The sequence below is a fragment of the Pseudomonas sp. SAS7 genome, from assembly GCF_052112345.1.
Taxonomy (GTDB): Bacteria; Pseudomonadota; Gammaproteobacteria; order Pseudomonadales; family Pseudomonadaceae; genus Aquipseudomonas; species Aquipseudomonas putida_Q.
Window position 1 is genome coordinate 58,050 of record NZ_JBEGGO010000007.1, and the last position, 19,533, is coordinate 77,582.

The following is a 19,533-nucleotide window of genomic DNA, read 5'->3' on the forward strand; positions in this document are numbered from 1 at the left end:
TTTTTAATCGGCACTTGCTTCGCTGGCCGATCACGATGGGGACTTTGTACACCTGTGCCGGCACTGCCGGAACTAGCACTTTTAACAGGTGGCGGCGGCGGCGGCGTTTGTTAGTGTGGGGACCCAAGCTCATGAATTCCGTACCCTACAGCCTCCGGAGCGCACCTCATGGCGACCGAATCCAGCATCAGTTCCAATGCATTCAACTTTTTTAATCACATACAAAATGGTGTAGACCCGCGAACAGGGCTCTATACCTTCCGTGTTGAGCTTTCCGCGTTTAACGGCAGTGACCTGCTGGCGCCTGAAATCGACCTGTATTTACGCTACAGCCCATTGAACCCGCACGACCGTGGTTATGGCAGCGGCTGGAGCTTGCCGACCTCCGAGTTCGACCCCGCTCGCGGCCGCCGAATCATTTCACTGGCCAACGGCGAAACCTTCAAAGCCGATGGCCGCGTCGGCGGTAACCAGTTGACAATGTCGGAAAAGAAAATCGACACGTTCCACCTTTACGAGGACGCTGAGAACCGATGGCGGGTAGTGCACCGTTCCGGCATGGTGGAGGTGCTCGAACCAAAAGGCTCGGGCGCACAGGCCAGGGCTGTGGCGACCCGTATCTTCAGCCGTCAGGGGCACTGGCTTGACCTGGAGTACGGCCTTCATGCCGGTTTCCCGATGTTGACCAAGATCACCGACATGCGGGGTGTCACCCTGCTGGACGTGAGTCGCACCGGCAACCGGGTCGGGCTGACCTTGCCCTCGGACGCCGGCAGCGCGACCTACAACATGATATTGGGTACCAACAACCGGGTAGACCGCATCGAACTGCCCACCGAGAACCTGGCAAGCTGGCGCTTCACCTATGACCGCGTGCGAAACGTGGACTGCATCAGTACGGTCCGCACCCCCGCAGGCGGTTTGGAGGAGATTGCCTACGGTGATGGCGGCCACCAGTTCCCGATTGGTTCGGGCCTTGCTCCGTTGCCGCGGGTGACCCAGCACATACAACACCCGGGCCATGGGCAACCGGCGATCGACACGCGTTACACCTACTCCAGCAATGGCCACAACTTCCTGGGTGGCAACGTAACGCTAGACTGGCGCGACGACGGCCTGGACAACCTGTTCCGCCAGGCGATGGACTATGACTACACCACCACCGAGACGCTCTGGGTCGATGACAAACCGGTGCGCAGCACCGTGCGCGAATTCAACAAGTTTCATCTGAACACCCGTGAGGCCGTGTATCGCGGCAGCAGGTTGAATGCCGAGAAAACCGAGGTGATCGGCAACAACATCGAAGAGAAGACCATTACGTATGACCTGAGGGCCGGGCGCTTCGAAGAACAGGTCAACGCCTGCCAGCTTCCGGTCAAGATGCAAACACGCTGGCGTGTGCTCGATAACAGTCGCCAGCGTGAAGAAGAAACTACAACCACATACGACGACTACGGCAATGTGCTGACGCAAAAAGCAGCTAATGGCATTGTAGAAACCTCCCGTTGGTACCGGAACGGAGACGACGGCTACCCTGGCAACGCTGAAAACTTTGTATGTGACCTGCATACGAAAACCGTGACGCCTGCGGCCGGGCACCCGGGAGGCGCCCCGACGGTGGTCACCACGTGCCGTTACAAGGCAATCAAAGTGCTGGCCAGCAGCAGCGAAGCAACCAGGCAGGAGAACTGGTGCGGCCTTGAAAGCGAAACGCTGACGAACGGCGACAGCACACTTAAAGTTACCACTTATGACTATCACGAGCAGGAAGGCGAAAGCCCCGTGCCGGAAAAGCCTTTGCAGCATGGTCGCCTGAAAAAGCGCGTCGTCGGCTTCCCCAACCCGGCTGGCGACGAACCCGACCAGCCGCCAATGCTCCAGACCGTTGTCGAATACGCCTACCAGTTCGACACGCTCGAATGGAGCCAGATGCGTGACGAGCGCTTGCATGACTTGGCTTCGGTTGGCGTTTTCAAAACTGTAGTTACTACGGTAGGCCACGACAACACGAGCCTGCAGACCAGCGAAGGCCATTCGCTGCTGTCGGGGGAACTGCTACAGAACATCGACGAAGACCAGGTTGAGCGCCGCACCGTACTCGACAAGCTGCGGCGCCCCGTCTATGAAATTGTTGCCGGCGGGGACGACAGCGAAGCCGTGCGCAGTAATGAATATGTCCTGTGTGCGAATGAGCAGGATCAGGCTTACCAACGCTTCACCTCGCCCACAGCGGTGGTTACCGAAACCCGGTACGACGGATTGGGCCGTGAACACCAGGCGTTGGCCAGCCATGTAGACCCAGAAACGCCAAAACGCCTGTTCCTGGTCAAGGAACTGCTGCACGACGCCAGGGGGCGGGAAGTGGAAGAGCGCCAGTACGACTGGCTGAATGCACAGCCCTACCCCACCCACGTGCAATTCCTGTCGCAGAGATACCTGTACGACAGTTGGGAAGCGCGCAATGTGGTGATCCGCGGCGATAACGTACAGGAGCACGTGCTTTTTGACCCCACCGAAGAAGATGCACACAAGAACATCTGCAAGACAACCTGGTTGCAGGTCGCGCAACAAACGCTGAAAAGTGAAAAGTTCAGGACCTGGAGCAATACGTTCGAGAAACCCGTGCGGGTCGAGCGGCTGAGCCTGGACGATAGCGTCGAGGCGGAGCAGACAATGACCTACGACGGCCTCGGGCAATGTGTGGGCAAGGTCGATGAACGCAAACACAAGACCGCATTCGAATACGACGCGTTCGGGCGCATGATTGCCAGCGTGCTGCCAGACGATACCCGCGTCGAGCATTGCTATGCGCCCCATACGGACGGCGAGTGGGCAACCTCGATCACCGCCATCTCCAGCGCCGGGTCGCAGCCGCCCTTCGAGGTGGGCAGGCGGTGCTACAACGGCGTGGGCAAGGTGACTTCGCTCACCATCGGAAAACGCACCGAGGGCTTCGAATATGACCCTGGCCAATCGGTACCGAAAGCCAGGGTCACCGGCGCAGGCGATACCATCAATTATCAGTACAACCTGCCTCTGTCGCCCTTCCCCACCCACCACAGCGTGAACCAGTCAGAGACCGAGTTCGTCTATGACCCGGTCACGGCCCTGATGAAGGAGTCACGGGGTGCCAATGGCAACCGTGTCTACCAGTACAACGTGCATGATCAATTGATTGGCGAAACCCTGGACACCGGTGAAGCGCAGCGCACGGCAGGCTATGTCAGCACGTTCTACAACCGCGTGAAATCGCGCACGGATGCCGGGGGCATGACCGTCGAGCACGAGTACGATGAACGGGGCCGCCTCGAGTCCACCCGCGAGGGTAACCTGCAGGCAACGTTCGCGTACAACGACCTGGGCAGGCTGGAGACCGTCACCAGCACCGACACGGGTAACGGCAGCACGCTGATCACGTCCCTCGGGTACGACGACCACGGCCGTGAATGCAACCGCACCCAGCGCCTCGACCAGAGGGCGGTACGTACATTGCTGCAGACGTGGGGCAAGGACAACCTGCTCGACAACCGTGTGTTGCGTGACGGGAACGTCGTGGTGCTGATGGAGACATTTACCTACGACCCGCGCGGCAGGCTCAGCATCGTCGAATACAGCGGCAGCCAGCTACCCGAGGACGAGGCCAAACGCAAAACCCGCAAGCAGGTTTTCCGTTACGACAGCATCGACAACATCCGTAATTGCCTGACCACTTTCGAAGACGGTTCCACCGAAATGGCGGCGTATACCTACAAAGAGGATGACCGTTTCCTGCTGGAAACACTGACACTTACCACCAGCGGCACCTCGCAGGAAGTGTTGACGTTCAGCCATGACCAAAACGGCAACCTGACGGTGGACCAGCGCGGCCGGCCATTGGAATACGACGAAGAGAGCCGCTTGCTGCAGGTTGATGGCCAAAACCGATACCAGTACGACGGTGAAGGGCAAATACTGACCAGCCAGGCAGGCAGTGCCCCGCCGAGGCAGCTTTGGTTCGATGAGAATCGCCTTAGCCTGGCCATTCAGGACGGCAGGTGTACGCGTTTCAGCTTCCATGCCGATATGCCGCTGGCCCAGCAAAGCGAATCACCCGCCAGAACGCTGTTGCTGCAGACCGATGCAAGCCACAGTGTGATTGCCGAATGCGACGCCGGCGAGGTTCGCGACATCCGCTACAGCGCTTACGGCCAGCGGCACACCACCGTGCCCCTGCACAGCCACCTGGGCTTCAACGGTGAAGCGCTGGATGAGGGCAGTGACTGGTACATGCTGGGGCGCGGGGTGCGCGCCTACAACCCTGGGCTCAGGCGCTTCAACAGCCCCGACCCCCGCAGCGTGTTCGAAACCGGCGAGTTGAACCCCTACAGCTACTGCCTGAACAACCCGATTGCTCTGCGCGATCCCACCGGCATGACAGCGTCGGGAGGCGGCGGCAGGCCACGGCGCCCCGACGAGGATGATCCAAACTGGCTGGGACGCCGGGGCGGCGGCGGCGGCGGCTGGATGACGTGGATGTGGGTGGGCATTGGAGTATTGGCCACCATTAGCGCCGTGATCACCGCAGGCGCATCGCTGGCCGCAGTGGGCGCGTTAGGTCCGGCGGCGGCCGGTGCAGTGTCATCGGCAGCCGCAACCGTTGCTGCGGGCCAATCCGCCGGCGTGGTGGGGTTCTTCCTGGCCAAAGCTGCCGGCACCACGATTGCAGGAGCGATCTTGAACACGGCTACTGCGGCGTTGGCAATTGCCGGTACGGCAGCACAGACAGTCGCGGCCATTTCCAACGATGAGCAGGCGGGAAAATGGGCGCAGTACCTGGCCCTGGCGAGTGTTAGCTTGGGGATTGCGAATGGAGTGCGGTCACTTGGCGGAGCGGCTTGGAAGGCGTTCAGCAATCGTAATGCGCACAGTGCGGGGCGGACGCTAGGTCAAATGTTAAAAGAGAGCGGTCTGTCCCCGCGCCCAACTCCAAATCCGAAACCAAGCGCCAATGCATTCCGCGCAAATGCACGTCGCCACATGGTTGAACATGACAGATTCCTTCGCGGTGCGCCGCCCGGTGAGCCACGAAGAGCGAGTGTGTCCTTCTAGTCCCATTTATAGCGTTAACAACTCAGCATAACTAGCGCGCCCCGCCAGGACGTTCGTAGCCAAAAAACTACAACTGTGCCTGTCGGGGTTTTTATATATCGCACTCAAACGTTTCAACCCCTCACCTAGCATTTTTACCAGTATCCCACCACTCCGCCCCGCGCTAGGCTGTCCTCAGCCGGCGCACATAACATTCCCACAATGCCTTCAGGTACAGCAAAACTATCAGGAGTGATTCAGATGAGCACTACCTCGGCACTTCATCGCGCCAAACTGGCACGCTTTAACTATCTCTCGAAATTGATCCGGCGCAAGACCGCCCTGGCCGACCCGAAGATACCCGGCATCATCGACCAGACGGATGGCACCTTGAACAAGGACCTCCTCAACGATGATCTACCGGTAGCAATAGAAGAATGGGAGGACGTACCAGACCCTGCCCGCGGCAACGACTATCTGCAACTTCATATTGCTTTGGTGGACGACAATGGCGTCGTCGGTGAATTCGAAAAGGTAGGACCGGAACTTGAGTTCAACACGGACAACATTGATACCTTACCCGACGCCGTGCTTATCCCCAAAGCAAACCTTGCCCCGGATGGTGAACGCCAGCTGAAGTACTCCATCGAGAAGTACAACACCAACGTTACCTGGTCCAATCCCATACCCTATATCTGCGACAGCATACCGCCCTGGGGTAATGATACCCCCGATGCAGTGAGCCTCCCGGCTGTACCGATTACCGATGCCTGGCTCACTGCCAACCCCACCGGGATCAAGCTGACCCTGGCTGAATACGACAACCAACAGGCAAAAGATACCTACGCACTGTTCTACTCGAAAAGCGTCCCTGTATACCCAGATCTTCCTCCCGCACTGGATAGCGGCTTATTGCCTCCAAACCGTGAACTGCTGATAAAAAAAGCCGATATTGAAACGCTCAGCGACGGGCATTACTACGTGGGTTATGTGCTTGCAGACAAAGCCACCAACCTCAGCCGGGTTTCCTTCATTTCCGAGGTTTTTGTCAATCTGGGCACGCTACCGGAAAACCTGCTGCCACCCAAAGTGCCGGCCGCCGAAATCGATGGTTTGGTCAACCTGGAAGATGCGCGAGCGCCAGAGGGCGTAACTGTCCAGATCGAAGAGTTCGCCAACTCCCGCCCCAGTGACAGGATCGAAGTAACCTGGGGCACCGATACGGACCCCTTCTCGGAAGAAATTGGCTCCGGGGGCTTTCCACTGTTTATCCGTGTACCCAATGAGGTCCTGCAAAAGGCCTATGGCAAAGCCGACACCGTCGTGAATACCGCTGTCAGCTACCGCGTGCTGCGCCATGGGGTGCCTTACGGGCCTGAGAGCATAACGGTAGACGTCGACTTCTCGGTCATTGGCCCGGTGCACCCTGGCCCGGATCCGGACCCGGACTGGCCAGACCCGATCAACTCGCAACTGCTTGCGCCAACAGTCAAAGGCGAAGTCTCCGACACAGCGAACGAACTGCATCGCAGCGACGCCAACCGACCCGCCAAACTGAGCTTCCCCCTCTACACCCCTGCCGTAGATGGTGAGGTGGTGGACTTCTACTGGGACGGCACACTGGTAACGGAGGCCACCTACGACGTCAAAACCGCTGACGGCCCGACCATCACGGTAAATATCCCCTGGTCATACATTGTTACCGCCGGCAATAACCCCGCACTGCCAGTGTTTTACACGATTCGCAAGTCAAGGGCGCCGGGCAACGAACAGCGTTCGGTGAGCGCATCGGTCAATGTCGATGCCGTTACCGTCGTGCCCGAAGCCGCAGAGTTCCAACGCACGACAAGAGACTGGCTCAACTGCAACTCGTTGTGGGAGGACCCTCTGAATCCAGCGGGCGACCCCGCGTTCCGGGTATTTGTCAAACCGCTGGCACAGCACCTGCCTAACGGTGGAGTAGTGACGATGAACTGGACCGCACTGGGTGGGCTGACAGGCGAAAACCCCATTAGCGGCGCGGAGCTGACCGTGCCTGTCACCATCACCAAACAACAGGCCGAAGACGGCTTCTACTGGGACATCAAGCCCTACGTCACTCACATCCTGCCCATCTACCAGCCTGCTGGCGACGGGGCGGACGGCCGTGGCCGGGTAACCTACAGCTTCAAAATTGGCGCGGAAACGGTTACCTCGGAACCCGTGGAAAACAAAGTTGGCCTGGGTACTGGCGCCGGTACCTGCCCCATCCCTGCACCTTGAATCCCCCCGTGCATGGGCTGTCGGAAGACCACCGGCAGCTCATCACGCTAGGACAACCCGCCACCCATTAAAGGACTTTTCCTACAAACAATGTTGAGCAAGATACCTAGACTTCCGCGCCAAAGCTTAGCCCCATAAATGACGGGCGAGCCGATATCAATACTGACAACCAGCAGGTATTCAAATGCCAAGCTTCAGCCCTGTTACATTACGGCATGTATTGCACGTCGCTTCGTTGGCGCCACTGTTGTTACTCACCCCGCAGTCCATGGCACAGACCATTCGCGATGACACCCTCATCGACGGCAGTACGGCGCTAGACAATTACACTGTCACCAACGCTGCCACCCTCACGGCCAATGGTGCCGTCACCCGCGACATCCTGGTAAACGCAGGTGCCAGCGTAGTGCTCAATGCCACCCAGGTAACTGCAATCGGCAGAACGCCCGGGGTACGCGTCACCAGTGGCACAGCCAGCATCAGCAACAGCCAGATCACCGCTGAATCGACTGGCTTGAACACCGCCATTGACCTGACCGACCTCAGGCCTTCACAGGCCGATGTGACCAACAGCACGATCAGTGGCGGCACATTCGGCGCGCAGATAAACAGCAGCACAGTCACCCTGGTGAACAGCACGCTGGTGGGCGCCAATGCCGACGCCATTGGCGCGCAACTTTTCGACGGTAACTTGCACGCCAGTGCCGGCAGCCGAGTCGTCGGCGGGCAGAATGGTGTAAGCCTTCGCGGCGACAGCGGCCTGCCTGCCAAGGGCAATACACTGGTGCTCGATGCCAGCCATGTCGAAGGCATCAACGGCTCCGCCATCGCCGTCGGCACCCTCGGTGGCACACCGGCCACTGCAACCATCCAGATACTCAATGGTTCCACCCTGAAGAGCGGCAACGGTACACTGGTGGAAGTCGGTAGCCTTGGCATCGCCGATATCACGGTTTCTGATAGCCACCTGGCAGGTGACATCATCGTTGCCGATGGCGGCTCGGCCAACCTGACCCTGGCCAACCAGGCCACCTTGAAAGGCCGCCTGGAAAACCTCGACCGCCTGGCCCTCAACAGCCAAGGGCAGTGGATCATGACCGGCGACGCCCAGCTCAACGACCTGTCGATGGACGGCGGCTCGGTGCAGTTTGGCGACAATGGCGAGTTCTACACCTTGCAGGTGGCCAACCTGGAAGGCAACGGCACGTTCATCATGAACGTCGACTTTGCCGACGGTAAAAGCGACCTGCTCGAAGTGACCGGTAACGCCACCGGTGATCATCAGATCCTGGTAACCAGCACCGGCAAAGACCCACTGGCCGATACCGAACTGCACATGGTGCACACCGACGCCGGCGATGCGAACTTCTCGCTGGCGGGCGGGCCGGTAGACCTGGGTACCTTTGCCTATGGCTTGGTGCAACGGGGCAACGACTGGTACCTGGATGCCTCGACCCGCTCGCTCAGCAATGGCACCAAAACCATCCTGGCCCTGGCCAACACCGCGCCTACTGTCTGGTATGGCGAGCTCACCACCCTGCGCAGCCGCATGGGCGAAGTACGCCGTAACGATGGCGCCGCCGGCGGCTGGGTTCGCAGCTACGGCAACCAGTACAACGCCTCTGCTTCGGGCTTTGGCTACAAACAGCGGCAACAGGGCATGTCGTTCGGTGCCGATGGCCGCCTGCCGGTTGGCGACGGCAACTGGCTGGCCGGCCTGACTGCAGGCTACAGCAACTCCGATCTCAACCTGCAAGGCGGCAGCAGCGGCAAGGTAGACAGCTTCCACCTGGGCGCCTATGCCACCTGGCTCGACCCGCAGAGCGGGTACTACTTCGATGGCGTTGCCAAACTCAACCGCTACCAGAACCGCGCCGAAGTGCAACTGAGCGACGGCACCAAGACCAAGGGCGACTACAGCAACCACGGGGTTGGCCTGTCGCTCGAAGCGGGCCGGCACCTGAAGCTGGGCGATGGCTACTTTGTCGAGCCTTATGCACAGCTGGCGGCCATGACCATCAAGGGGCAGTCCTATCACCTGGACAACGGGCTGCGCGCCAGCGGCGACGACACCCACTCGCTGCAGGGCAAGCTGGGCACAACCGCCGGGCGCACGTTCGATTACGGCGAAGGGCGCATGATTCAGCCCTACCTGCGGGCTGCCGTCGCCCACGAGTTCGTCAACGGCAACCAGGTGCGGGTCAATGGCAACAGCTTCCACAACGACCTGGCCGGTACCCGCGCCGAGCTGGGCGCTGGCCTTGTCGCAGCCTGGTCGCAGCAATGGCAGGCACATGCCGAATTCGATTACGCCAACGGCGAACGCCTCGAACAACCCTGGGGGGTGAGCGTGGGCGTCCGTTACAACTGGTAATTGCACCACCCTGCGGCGCCGCCCGGCGCACGCAGGGGCTCAGGGCAACACCAGGTGTTCGTTCATTTGTGGAGATCAAGCCATGCCATTGAGTACCCTGATGCGTTCACTTCTGGCCCGTTTCAAAGGGCATACGGCCCAAGCCAGCGAGCTCGCCCCGCCTCGGATAGAAGCACTGCTGCCAGACGTCGAAGGTGGCGAAACCAATTTGCTGCGCTACAGCGCCACGCAGCAGGACTTGAACGTAGGGTTCGCGATGTGGGAACACTCCACCCCCTCGCCCACCGAACCCGAAACCCTCACACTGTACTGGGACGATGACGAAGCCGGTCAGAAGTCCTGGACGGCACCGGTTCCTGTAAACGACCTGTTCCTCCTTGTTCCGCAGGCCCTGCTTATAGAGGGGCAGCACACGCTGGAATACGAGGTGGAGCTTTACAATGGCAACCGTTCGCGCAGCGCTCCCATCACCATCACAATCGACAGGACGCCCCCCGAGCTACCCGCCAACAACACGCTGGTATTCGACCCCGAGGTGATCCGCGACGGTGTCACGGACGCCTACCTGGTGGAGCACGGTGAAGAGCTTGAGGCCACCGTGCCCATTTACGCGGGCATCAGCCCGGGTGACGTACTGACCTGGTACTGGACCACTACCCCCGGCGGCACGGACCAGGCCGGCAACTGGACCTTGGCACGGAACGATATCGGCCAACCGCTGACAATCAGATTCCCGGGCAGGCACATCCGTGACATGGGGGACGGCACGCGCTACGCCCACTACACGGTTCAGGACCGTGCAGGCACACCCATCCAGCGCTCGCAGGCCGTTACTCTCGACGCCAAGCCCACACCTCTGCCGATAAATTTCTCCGCACCCTACCTGAAAGAAACGGGCAGCAGCGGCGACAGCAGCACGCTGGACCCGGCGCGGGCCTTGACTGGCGCAACCATCGTCATCAAAGCCGACAACCGCTTCGAACCGACTGACACCGTAAGGGTGTTCTGGGGCAACCCGGGGGATCACGGTGCCTATGACGCCCCTGTCGAGGTGGTTGCCGGTGCCATTGAGTGCCCCATACCCAAGGCGAACGTTGCAGCCCGCATGGGCAGCCAACTTGTGCTGTATTTCGAAGTGACCCGCCGCGGCGTTGTTCATACCTCCCGGCCTCACGCGTTGACGGTACAGGCGCCCCGCAACTTGCCCCACCCCCAAAGTGTTGCCATCCAGGGTGACAAGTTGAGCCTGAGCGCAATGGGTACGCAAGCCACCTTTACCCTGCCGACCGGCTGGTCCCTCAGGGATACTGGCCAGTTTGTCAGGCTGTACATCACCGGCCAGCGAAACGATGGTAGCAAAGAGCCCGTCGTGGTCGCCGACGCGACCCCGGTACCTTCGCCGACCGGCGCCATGACCGTGGGCACGGTAACCCCTGCGGCGCTGGGCGTATTCGCTATCGGCACGTGGCTGGAGGTCGAGGCCTTTCTCAGCGTGGACAGCAAAAGCAGCTGGATACCGTTCCCGTATGTGCAAGTACAACTGGTAAATTGAAGGCAAAAAAAAACCACTCCAGAAGGAGTGGTTTTTAAATTGGAGCGGGAAACGAGACTCGAACTCGCGACCCCGACCTTGGCAAGGTCGTGCTCTACCAACTGAGCTATTCCCGCATTTTGAAACTTTACCGCTTACGGCGTGAAGCGCCATGAAGACCTTCACCACCACTGTACCGCATAGACGCCACAGTATTTAAACTGGAGCGGGAAACGAGACTCGAACTCGCGACCCCGACCTTGGCAAGGTCGTGCTCTACCAACTGAGCTATTCCCGCAAATGGCGTCCCCTAGGGGACTCGAACCCCTGTTACCGCCGTGAAAGGGCGGTGTCCTAGGCCACTAGACGAAGGGGACACACAACACTTTTCAGTGCACCAGACTTGAACCTCACGATTCACCCTGGATTTTCTTTTCCTGCCCCGCCGCTAGGCGCTGCCGGAGAAACTGGAGCGGGAAACGAGACTCGAACTCGCGACCCCGACCTTGGCAAGGTCGTGCTCTACCAACTGAGCTATTCCCGCATTGGCGTCCCCTAGGGGACTCGAACCCCTGTTACCGCCGTGAAAGGGCGGTGTCCTAGGCCACTAGACGAAGGGGACACGCTGCTGGCATTACTGCCTGCTTTCACTCCCTGCCGCGTTTCGCTATGTGCTTTACGCTGCAAGTGGCGCGCATTCTATGGATGGTTCGGGAAGGCGTCAACCCCTTTGTAGAAATTTATTTAAATCAATGACTTCCGGGTATACCCAAGGCTGTTTCGGCTAGCCCGCGAGGGTTGGCCGTTGATTTTCTGGCGTCAAGTCAGCATTAATGTGCCAGCATCCAGTCACGGCGCAGTTTGCCGATAGAAAAAGAGAATGGCTGTCAGGGCCTCTCGCGAGCAAGCTCGCTCCTACACTCAATAATGCAAACCTATTCATGAGGCATTAACGGTGACACCACTTCTGATCACCCTGCTCATCGTGGCGGGCATCGCGTTGCTGATCGTGATCGGCTACCTAAACAATGTGGTCGAGAACGGCAAGATCGAACGCGTCCGGACGAGGATCGAACTGGCCGACCGCCTGCGCCGCTGTGGCGAAATCACCGAGACCTTCCCCGGCCAGTTCATGACCCCGGCCCTTAAACTGCTGCTGACCCGCCTGGAACTGAACCTTAATCAGCGCCAGCTGGCGGTAGACAAGCACAATGCCGAACTCAAGGCGCGCATTGCCGAGCTGGAAGGGCTGATAGCCCTGGGCGACAAGATACCGGTGAACAACCCGCCCAACCCGATCCACACCGAGGTCAAGGCCAAGGATGTGCGCTTCTTGCTGGAGGCCATGCACAACCAGGTGACCCGCGCCGCTCAGGAAGGCTTTTTACCTGCTGTCGAAGCCAAGCACTGGGTGAAGGAAATCCGCCACATCCTGGTATTGCTGCATATCGAGTTCTTCAACAACCTCGGCCAGCAGGCCCTGCAGAAGAACCAGCCGGGCCAGGCGCGTCTGGCATTCGAGCGCGGCGTGCAATACCTGCGCAAGCAGCCGGAGCCGAAGGTGTATGAAGAGCAGCTGACGTATCTGGAGAAGTTGCTGGCCCGTGCCAATGCCCAGGTGCTGGACCGCATGGCACCGGCGGAGGACGAGCACAACGAATTGACCGACGGGCTCAAGACCGATGCAGAAGAGACCTGGAAGAAGAAGGTGATCTACGACTAAGCCCTGCGCCGCGCCCCTGTAGGAGCGGCCTTGTGCCGCGATGGGCCGCAAAGCGGCCCCGGCGGTTTCGGCGTTGGTGCATAAATGTGGGGCCGCTTTGCGGCCCATCGCGGCACAAGGCCGCTCCTACAGGGATAGCGCAAGCCTTCGGACAGTAGTCAGCAATCGGTCAGCTCCAGGAAAATAGCCGCCAAGCGCTCCAGCCCCTCCTGGTCCGCCTCGCTGAACCGCCCAACCTTGGGGCTATCCAGGTCCAGCACGCCTATCAGCCTGCCCTCCTTCACCAGCGGGATGACCAGCTCGCTGTTGGACGCACTGTCACAGGCTATGTGACCCGGGAACGCATGCACGTCCTCTACCCGCTGAGTCTGCCGCGTTGCCGCCGCTGCCCCACACACGCCCTTGCTGAACGGAATGCGCACGCACGCCACCTGGCCCTGGAACGGGCCCAGCACCAGTTCTTCGTTGCGGTTAAGGTAGAACCCGGCCCAGTTCAGGTCGTCCACCTGGTTATACAGAAACGCCGAAAACTGCGCGGCGTTGGCGATGAAATCACGCTCGTCGGCAAACAGCGCCTGCACTTGCGCCGCCAGCAGGTTGTAGCCGTCCAGGCCTGCGCCACTGGCATTGAGGTCGATCATTTACTTTTGCTCCAGCAATTGCAGCCCGACCCAGTAACGGGCGAACTGATAGGCACAACGGCCATTACGGTTACCGCGGCCGGTGGCCCAGCGCACGGCGAGGATGTCGAGTTCTTCGGAGCGCTGCCAGGCAAGGCCGGCAGGTTTTGCCAGCTGGCCGATCCAGTGCTCAACCACATTCAGGAAGTGGTCCTGGGTAAACGGGTAGAACGACAGCCACAGACCAAAGCGGTCAGACAAGGCAATCTTGTCTTCCACCGCTTCGCTGGGGTGCAGCTCGCCGTCCACGCGCTTCCAGTTCTCGTTGTCGCTCTCTTTTTCCGGCACCAGGTGGCGGCGGTTGGAGGTGGCGTACAGCAGCACGTTGTCCGGCGCCTGCTCCAGCGAACCATCAAGCACGCTCTTGAGCACCCGGTAGTCGCCCTCCCCGGCTTCGAACGACAGGTCGTCGCAGAACAGGATGAAGCGTTGTGGCAGCTTTTGCAGTTGCTCGACCACCCGTGGCAGGTCGGCCAGGTGGTCACGTTCGATTTCGATCAGGCGCAGGCCGGCGCCGGCATGTTCGGCCAGCAAGGCGCGCACCAGCGACGACTTGCCGGTACCACGCGAGCCCCACAGCAGCGCATGGTTGGCTGGCAGGCCATTGATGAACTGGTGGGTGTTGCGGCCCAGCTGGTCGCGCTGTTTGTCGACGCCGATCAGGTCGGTCAGGCGGATGTCCAGGCTGACTTCCAGCGGCAGCAGGTAGCCGCTGCGGCCATCGCGCTGCCAGCGGGCGGCCAGGGTGGTGCCCCAGTCGATGTTCGGGCGTTGTGCTGGCAACAAAGGTTCGAGGCGCGCCAGTACCGATTCGGCGCGGTCCAGAAAAGCAATCAAGCGAGCGTCCATGACGACTCCTAACAATTCAGATTCGAGGCTGCTGTGCTGGTTTCTTCGCGGCTGAAGCCGCTCCCACAGGGACCGCACCAGGCCAGAGGACGGCGCAGTACCTGTGGGAGCGGCTTCAGCCGCGAAGAGGCCGGTACAGCCAGTTGAGCAATCAAGGCTGAATGTGTGACAGGCCCACCAGTAGCCGGGGTTGATCGGCTATGCTTGCGCAGCGCAAGGAACGTGAAAACCGGCTCGGGACTCATGGATATCAAGTTCACCAATCGCCTGTCATACAAGCAAGCCCGGCTGACAGTCCTGGTCGGCTTCATCCTGGGAACATTGCTCAGTCTCATCCAGATCGGCATCGATTATGCCAGCGAAGACGCGTCCATCAACCGTGAAGTGAACGCATTGCTGCAAATCAGCCACAACCCGGCCTCGCGTATCGCCTACAACATCGACTCGGAACTGGCGTTGGAGCTGACCCGCGGCCTGTTGCAGTCGCCGGCCGTCATCCGTGCACGGCTGATCGACAACAACGAAACAGTGCTGGCCGATGTCGAGCGGCCCAGGCTGCAAGACCGCTACCGTCCGCTGAGCGACTTTCTGTTCGGCGAGCAGCGCCAGTTCAAGGCACGCCTGTACCTGACGCACATGCCCGAGGAATACCTCGGCACCCTGTACCTGGACGTCGACACCTACGCCTTCGGCAGCCGCTTTCTCGAACGCGCCGGCATCACCCTGCTCAACGGCTTTGCCCGCAGCCTGGTGCTGACCGGCATCCTGCTGGCGCTGTTCTACATGATGCTGACCAAACCGCTGGTCACGGTGATCGGCGCGCTCAGCGGCAGCGACCCGCGCAAACCCCGGCAAACCCGCCTGGACTGCCCACACGGCCACGAACACGACGAAATCGGCGTGCTGGTGAAAGTCGCCAACCAACAGTTCGTCAGCATGGCCACCGAGATCGAGCAGCGGCGCACTGCGGAAAACCGCCTTACCCAGTACCTGAACGAACTGGAAGACATCGTTTCGGCACGCACCAACGAACTGAAGGCCAGCAACAGCAGCCTGAGCCTGTCCAACCAGGAGCTGGAACAAGCGCGCCGCCGCGCACTGGACATGGCCCAGGCGCGCGCTGCCTTTTTGGCCAACATGAGCCACGAAATCCGCACCCCGCTCAACGGCATGCTCGGCATGATCGCCCTGGCGCTGGACAGCCCGCTGCCCAGCGAGCAGCGCCAGCAACTGGCGATCGCTCACGACTCGGGCAAAGTGCTGGTGGAGCTGCTGAACGATATCCTCGACCTGTCCAAGTTCGATGCGGGCCAGCTGGAGCTGGAACGCATCCCGTTCGACATGGGCTCGATGGTGGAAGACACCGCCAACCTGTTGTCGCAAAACACGGCGCAAAGCGTGGAGCTGACCTGCCTGATTGCCCGCGACTTCCCCAGCAGTGTGCTTGGTGACCCCACGCGGGTGCGGCAGATCGTCAGCAACCTGCTGTCCAACGCGTTGAAGTTCACCCGCTTTGGCCGTGTCGATGTGCGCCTGGTGAGCATCGTCGGCGGCGTGCGCCTGGAGGTGCGCGACACCGGCATCGGCATACCCGAAGAGGCCCAGGCGCGTATCTTCCAGCCATTCACCCAGGCCGGCGCCGGCATCACCCGCCAGTACGGCGGCACGGGCCTGGGCCTGGCCCTGACGCGCAACCTGTGCAAGGCCATGCAAGGCCATTTGCACATTCGTTCCGAAGCGGGGTTTGGCAGCTGCTTCAGCGCCGAACTGCCGCTGGCCGTGCATACCGAAGCCATTGCACCTTTGCCGCTGCACGGGCGCGTGGCAGCCCTGAGCGCTGCAAGCAGCGGGCTCAACGAACTGTTACAGGCCATGCTGCCCGCCTGGGGCCTGACCTACCAGCGGCATGACAGCAGCGCGACGCTGGACGCCACGGCGATGGACCTGCTGATTACCGACGATGTCGACCGCTTGTTCGACCTGCGCCAAACACTGAGAACCCCCATCCTGCTGGTGACCGCCTACGGCAACTTCCTGCCCAGCGAGCAATCGGCCGCCCTCGCCCCACTTCATCAACTGGCCCGACCGCTGGCGCGCAACGCCCTGTACCAGACCCTGCGCCGAACCCTGCAAGGCTTTGACCCCGAACACCCGCTGGCCAGCCCGGCCATCACCCTGGAGGCAGGCCGTGCGCGGATTCTGCTGGTGGAAGACAACCCGGTGAACCAGCTGGTGGCCAAGGGCATGCTGGCCAAGCTCGGCTGCCAGGTGCAACTGGCCACCCAGGGCGCCGAGGCCCTGGAGCTGCTGGAGCGGGATGATTTCGACCTGGTGCTGATGGACTGCAACATGCCGGTGATGGACGGCTACGAAGCCAGCCGGCGCATCCGCCAGAGCGGCCGCTGGCCCGACCTGCCAATCGTCGCCCTCACCGCCAACGCCATGCCCGAGGAGCGCGAACGCTGCCGGGCAGCGGGCATGAACGACTACCTGGCCAAGCCGTTCCGCCGCGAAGAGCTACTGGCGCTGGTCGAGCACTGGGTGCCACTCAACGGCTGAGCAGGCGCTCGATGTCTGCTTCCAGGGCCTGTGGCTTGGTAGTGGGGGCATAACGCGTCACCTGGCCGCTGGCCGGGTCGACCAGGAACTTGGTGAAATTCCACTTGATCTTCTGGCTGCCGAGAATGCCCGGTGCGCGCTGCTTGAGCTCGACGAACAGCGGGTGGGCGCCCGGGCCGTTGACCTCGACCTTGCGAAACAGCGGGAAGCTCACGCCGAAGTTGCGCTCGCAAAACTGCGCAATGTCCCGCGCATCGCCGGGTTCCTGCTTGCCGAACTGGTTGCACGGGAAGCCCAGTACCACCAGGCCACGCTCGTGGTAGGCCTGCCACAGTTGTTCCAGGCCCTTGTACTGCGGGGTAAAGCCGCACTGGCTGGCGGTATTGACCACCAGCAACGCCTTGCCCGGGAAATCGCCAAGCTTCTTGTGCTCGCCGCCCAGGGTCACGCAGGGGATGTCCAGCATCGATCCAGCCATGTTCGGGCTCCGGTCAGTCGCGCGGGCGCAAGTCGATGCACACCGAATTGATACAGTAGCGCAAGCCAGTCGGTGGCGGGCCATCGGGGAACACGTGGCCCAGGTGCGCGTCGCAGCGGGCGCAGGTGACTTCGGTGCGGATCATGCCGTGGGAGGTGTCACGGATCTCGATCATTGCGCTGTCTTCGATCGGCGCGTAGAAGCTTGGCCAGCCGCAGCCGGAATCGAACTTGGTCTGCGCATCGAACAGTTTCGCGCTGCAGCAGATGCAGTGGTAGATACCATCGCGGCGCTCGCTGTTGTACTTGCCGCTGAACGGCCGCTCAGTGCCTTTGAGGCGGCAGACCTGGTACTGCTCGGGGTCGAGCATCGACCGCCATTCATCCAGGGTTTTTTCAATCTTTTTCATGTGGAAACCTCGGCAGGCTGAATTTCACCCCGCACCGTCTTTTCCGGGGCGCGGGTGGCACGTATATTAGTTGGCTTCGTGTGCCAGGCGTTCAGTCTGGCACCCGCTTCCTGCCGTTTCAAACCTTTCGGCGGGGCGTAGCGCGTTTTCTCATATCGGGATCCCATCATGCAGTTCAGCAAATCGAACAAGCTCGCCAATGTCTGCTACGACATTCGCGGCCCAGTGCTCAAGCACGCCAAGCGCCTGGAAGAGGAAGGCCACCGCATCCTCAAGCTGAACATCGGCAACCCGGCGCCGTTTGGCTTCGAAGCGCCTGATGAAATCCTCCAGGATGTGATCCGCAACCTGCCTACCGCCCAGGGCTACAGCGACTCCAAAGGCCTGTTCAGCGCACGCAAGGCGGTGATGCAGTACTGCCAGCAAAAGGAAATCGAAGGCGTCACCATCGAAGACATCTACCTCGGTAACGGTGTGTCCGAGCTGATCGTCATGTCGATGCAGGCGCTGCTGAACAACGGCGACGAAGTGCTGATCCCGGCCCCCGACTACCCACTGTGGACTGCCGCCGTGAGCCTGGCCGGCGGCAAGCCGGTGCACTACCTGTGCGACGAGCAGGCCGACTGGTTCCCCGACCTTGAAGACATCAAGGCCAAGATCACCCCGAACACCAAGGCCCTGGTGATCATCAACCCAAACAACCCGACCGGCGCGGTGTACTCCAAGGAGCTGCTGCTGGGCATGCTGGAGCTGGCCCGCCAGCACAACCTGGTGGTGTTCTCCGACGAGATCTACGACAAGATCCTGTACGACGAAGCCGTGCACATCAGCACCGCTTCGCTGGCCCCCGACCTGCTGTGCCTGACCTTCAACGGCCTGTCCAAGTCGTACCGGGTGGCGGGTTTCCGTTCCGGCTGGCTGATCATCTCCGGGCCCAAGCATCACGCGCTAAGCTACATCGAAGGCATCGACATGCTGGCCAACATGCGCCTGTGCGCCAACGTGCCGGCCCAGCATGCCATCCAGACCGCCCTGGGCGGCTACCAGAGCATCAACGACCTGGTGCTGCCACCTGGCCGCCTGCTGGAGCAGCGCAACCGTACCTACGAGCTGCTCAACGACATCCCGGGCGTAAGCTGTGTGAAGCCGATGGGTGCGCTGTATGCATTCCCGCGCATCGACCCGAAGGTGTGCCCGATCCTCAACGACGAGAAGTTCGCGCTTGACCTGCTGCTGTCGGAAAAGCTGCTGATCGTACAAGGTACGGCGTTCAACTGGCCGTGGCCGGACCACTTCCGCGTGGTGACCTTGCCGCGGGTGGATGACCTGGAAGCGGCGATTGGCCGGATCGGCAATTTCCTGCGTACTTATTCGCAGTAAATGATGGCCACTTCGCAGCACAAGGCTGCTCCTACAGGCGTACGCGTTCCCCTGTAGGAGCAGCCTTGTGCTGCGAATGGGCTGCACAGCAGCCCCGTACAATCTCACAGGGTGTTTCTTACATCCTGCAACGCTCTATCCCACTGCTCCCGCGCCATCCTCTGCCATACTCCGCTGTACACAGTTTGAAATAGTCGCACGATTGAATCCACGCGACAGGC

10 protein-coding genes, 5 tRNA genes and 1 pseudogene are annotated in these 19,533 nt (G+C 60.8%); 7 read left to right on the plus strand and 9 right to left on the minus strand.

Features of this window, described 5'->3' with window-relative positions:
• Positions 1-168 precede the first annotated feature (168 nt).
• The 4 genes from ABI582_RS12980 to ABI582_RS12995 all read left to right on the plus strand — a co-directional run bounded on the left by ABI582_RS12980 (position 169) and on the right by ABI582_RS12995 (position 11,255).
• Entirely contained in the window at positions 169-5,088 is a 4,920-nt protein-coding gene (locus ABI582_RS12980; RefSeq protein WP_442119369.1) for an RHS repeat-associated core domain-containing protein, read from the plus strand.
• 240 nt (positions 5,089-5,328) lie between these two features.
• Complete coding sequence (locus ABI582_RS12985) at positions 5,329-7,329, plus strand: hypothetical protein (protein WP_442119370.1); 2,001 nt, start codon at positions 5,329-5,331, stop codon at positions 7,327-7,329.
• Between the two features lie 184 nt (positions 7,330-7,513).
• Positions 7,514-9,703, plus strand: coding sequence for an autotransporter outer membrane beta-barrel domain-containing protein (locus ABI582_RS12990; protein ID WP_442119371.1), 2,190 nt, complete (start codon positions 7,514-7,516; stop codon positions 9,701-9,703).
• Between the two features lie 100 nt (positions 9,704-9,803).
• Positions 9,804-11,255, plus strand: coding sequence for a hypothetical protein (locus ABI582_RS12995; RefSeq protein ID WP_442119372.1), 1,452 nt, complete (start codon positions 9,804-9,806; stop codon positions 11,253-11,255).
• A 40-nt stretch (positions 11,256-11,295) separates the two neighbouring features.
• On the opposite strand, the gene ABI582_RS13000 is transcribed toward ABI582_RS12995, so the two are convergent.
• From ABI582_RS13000 to ABI582_RS13020, 5 genes are all read right to left on the minus strand, one after another.
• A tRNA-Gly gene (locus ABI582_RS13000) sits at positions 11,296-11,371 on the minus strand.
• Between the two features lie 85 nt (positions 11,372-11,456).
• Positions 11,457-11,532: transfer RNA gene (locus ABI582_RS13005), tRNA-Gly, on the minus strand.
• A gap of 3 nt (positions 11,533-11,535) precedes the next feature.
• Positions 11,536-11,611: transfer RNA gene (locus ABI582_RS13010), tRNA-Glu, on the minus strand.
• 91 nt (positions 11,612-11,702) lie between these two features.
• Positions 11,703-11,778 (minus strand) — tRNA-Gly (locus tag ABI582_RS13015).
• A 2-nt stretch (positions 11,779-11,780) separates the two neighbouring features.
• Positions 11,781-11,856, minus strand: a tRNA-Glu gene (locus tag ABI582_RS13020).
• Positions 11,857-12,189: 333 nt separating this feature from the next.
• Here ABI582_RS13020 and ABI582_RS13025 point away from each other — a divergent pair.
• A complete protein-coding gene (locus ABI582_RS13025; protein ID WP_442119373.1) occupies positions 12,190-12,957 on the plus strand; it encodes a hypothetical protein in 768 nt (255 codons plus the stop codon).
• Positions 12,958-13,115: 158 nt separating this feature from the next.
• Here ABI582_RS13025 and ABI582_RS13030 read toward each other — a convergent pair whose 3' ends face one another.
• Together ABI582_RS13030 and ABI582_RS13035 are read right to left on the minus strand one after the other, a co-directional pair.
• Complete coding sequence (locus ABI582_RS13030; protein WP_442119374.1) at positions 13,116-13,598, minus strand: GAF domain-containing protein; 483 nt, start codon at positions 13,596-13,598, stop codon at positions 13,116-13,118.
• On the minus strand, positions 13,599-14,486 hold the full coding sequence (locus ABI582_RS13035; protein WP_258655700.1) for an ATP-binding protein: 888 nt from the start codon (positions 14,484-14,486) through the stop codon (positions 13,599-13,601).
• 200 nt (positions 14,487-14,686) lie between these two features.
• Between ABI582_RS13035 and ABI582_RS13040 the strand changes: the two are divergent.
• Positions 14,687-17,045 (plus strand): annotated as a pseudogene (locus ABI582_RS13040) (response regulator).
• On the opposite strand, the gene ABI582_RS13045 reads toward ABI582_RS13040, so the two are convergent.
• Complete coding sequence (locus ABI582_RS13045; protein ID WP_016500927.1) at positions 17,035-17,523, minus strand: glutathione peroxidase; 489 nt, start codon at positions 17,521-17,523, stop codon at positions 17,035-17,037. The pseudogene ABI582_RS13040 and the gene ABI582_RS13045 overlap by 11 nt on opposite strands.
• 13 nt (positions 17,524-17,536) lie before the next feature.
• The gene (gene msrB / locus ABI582_RS13050; protein WP_016500928.1) at positions 17,537-17,932 is read right to left on the minus strand and encodes a peptide-methionine (R)-S-oxide reductase MsrB; all 396 of its coding nucleotides are present in this window, start codon (positions 17,930-17,932) and stop codon (positions 17,537-17,539) included.
• 168 nt (positions 17,933-18,100) lie between these two features.
• On the opposite strand from msrB, the gene ABI582_RS13055 reads away from it, so the two are divergent.
• The gene (locus ABI582_RS13055; RefSeq protein ID WP_043203781.1) at positions 18,101-19,312 is read left to right on the plus strand and encodes a pyridoxal phosphate-dependent aminotransferase; all 1,212 of its coding nucleotides are present in this window, start codon (positions 18,101-18,103) and stop codon (positions 19,310-19,312) included.
• The last annotated feature ends 221 nt before the right edge of the window (positions 19,313-19,533 follow it).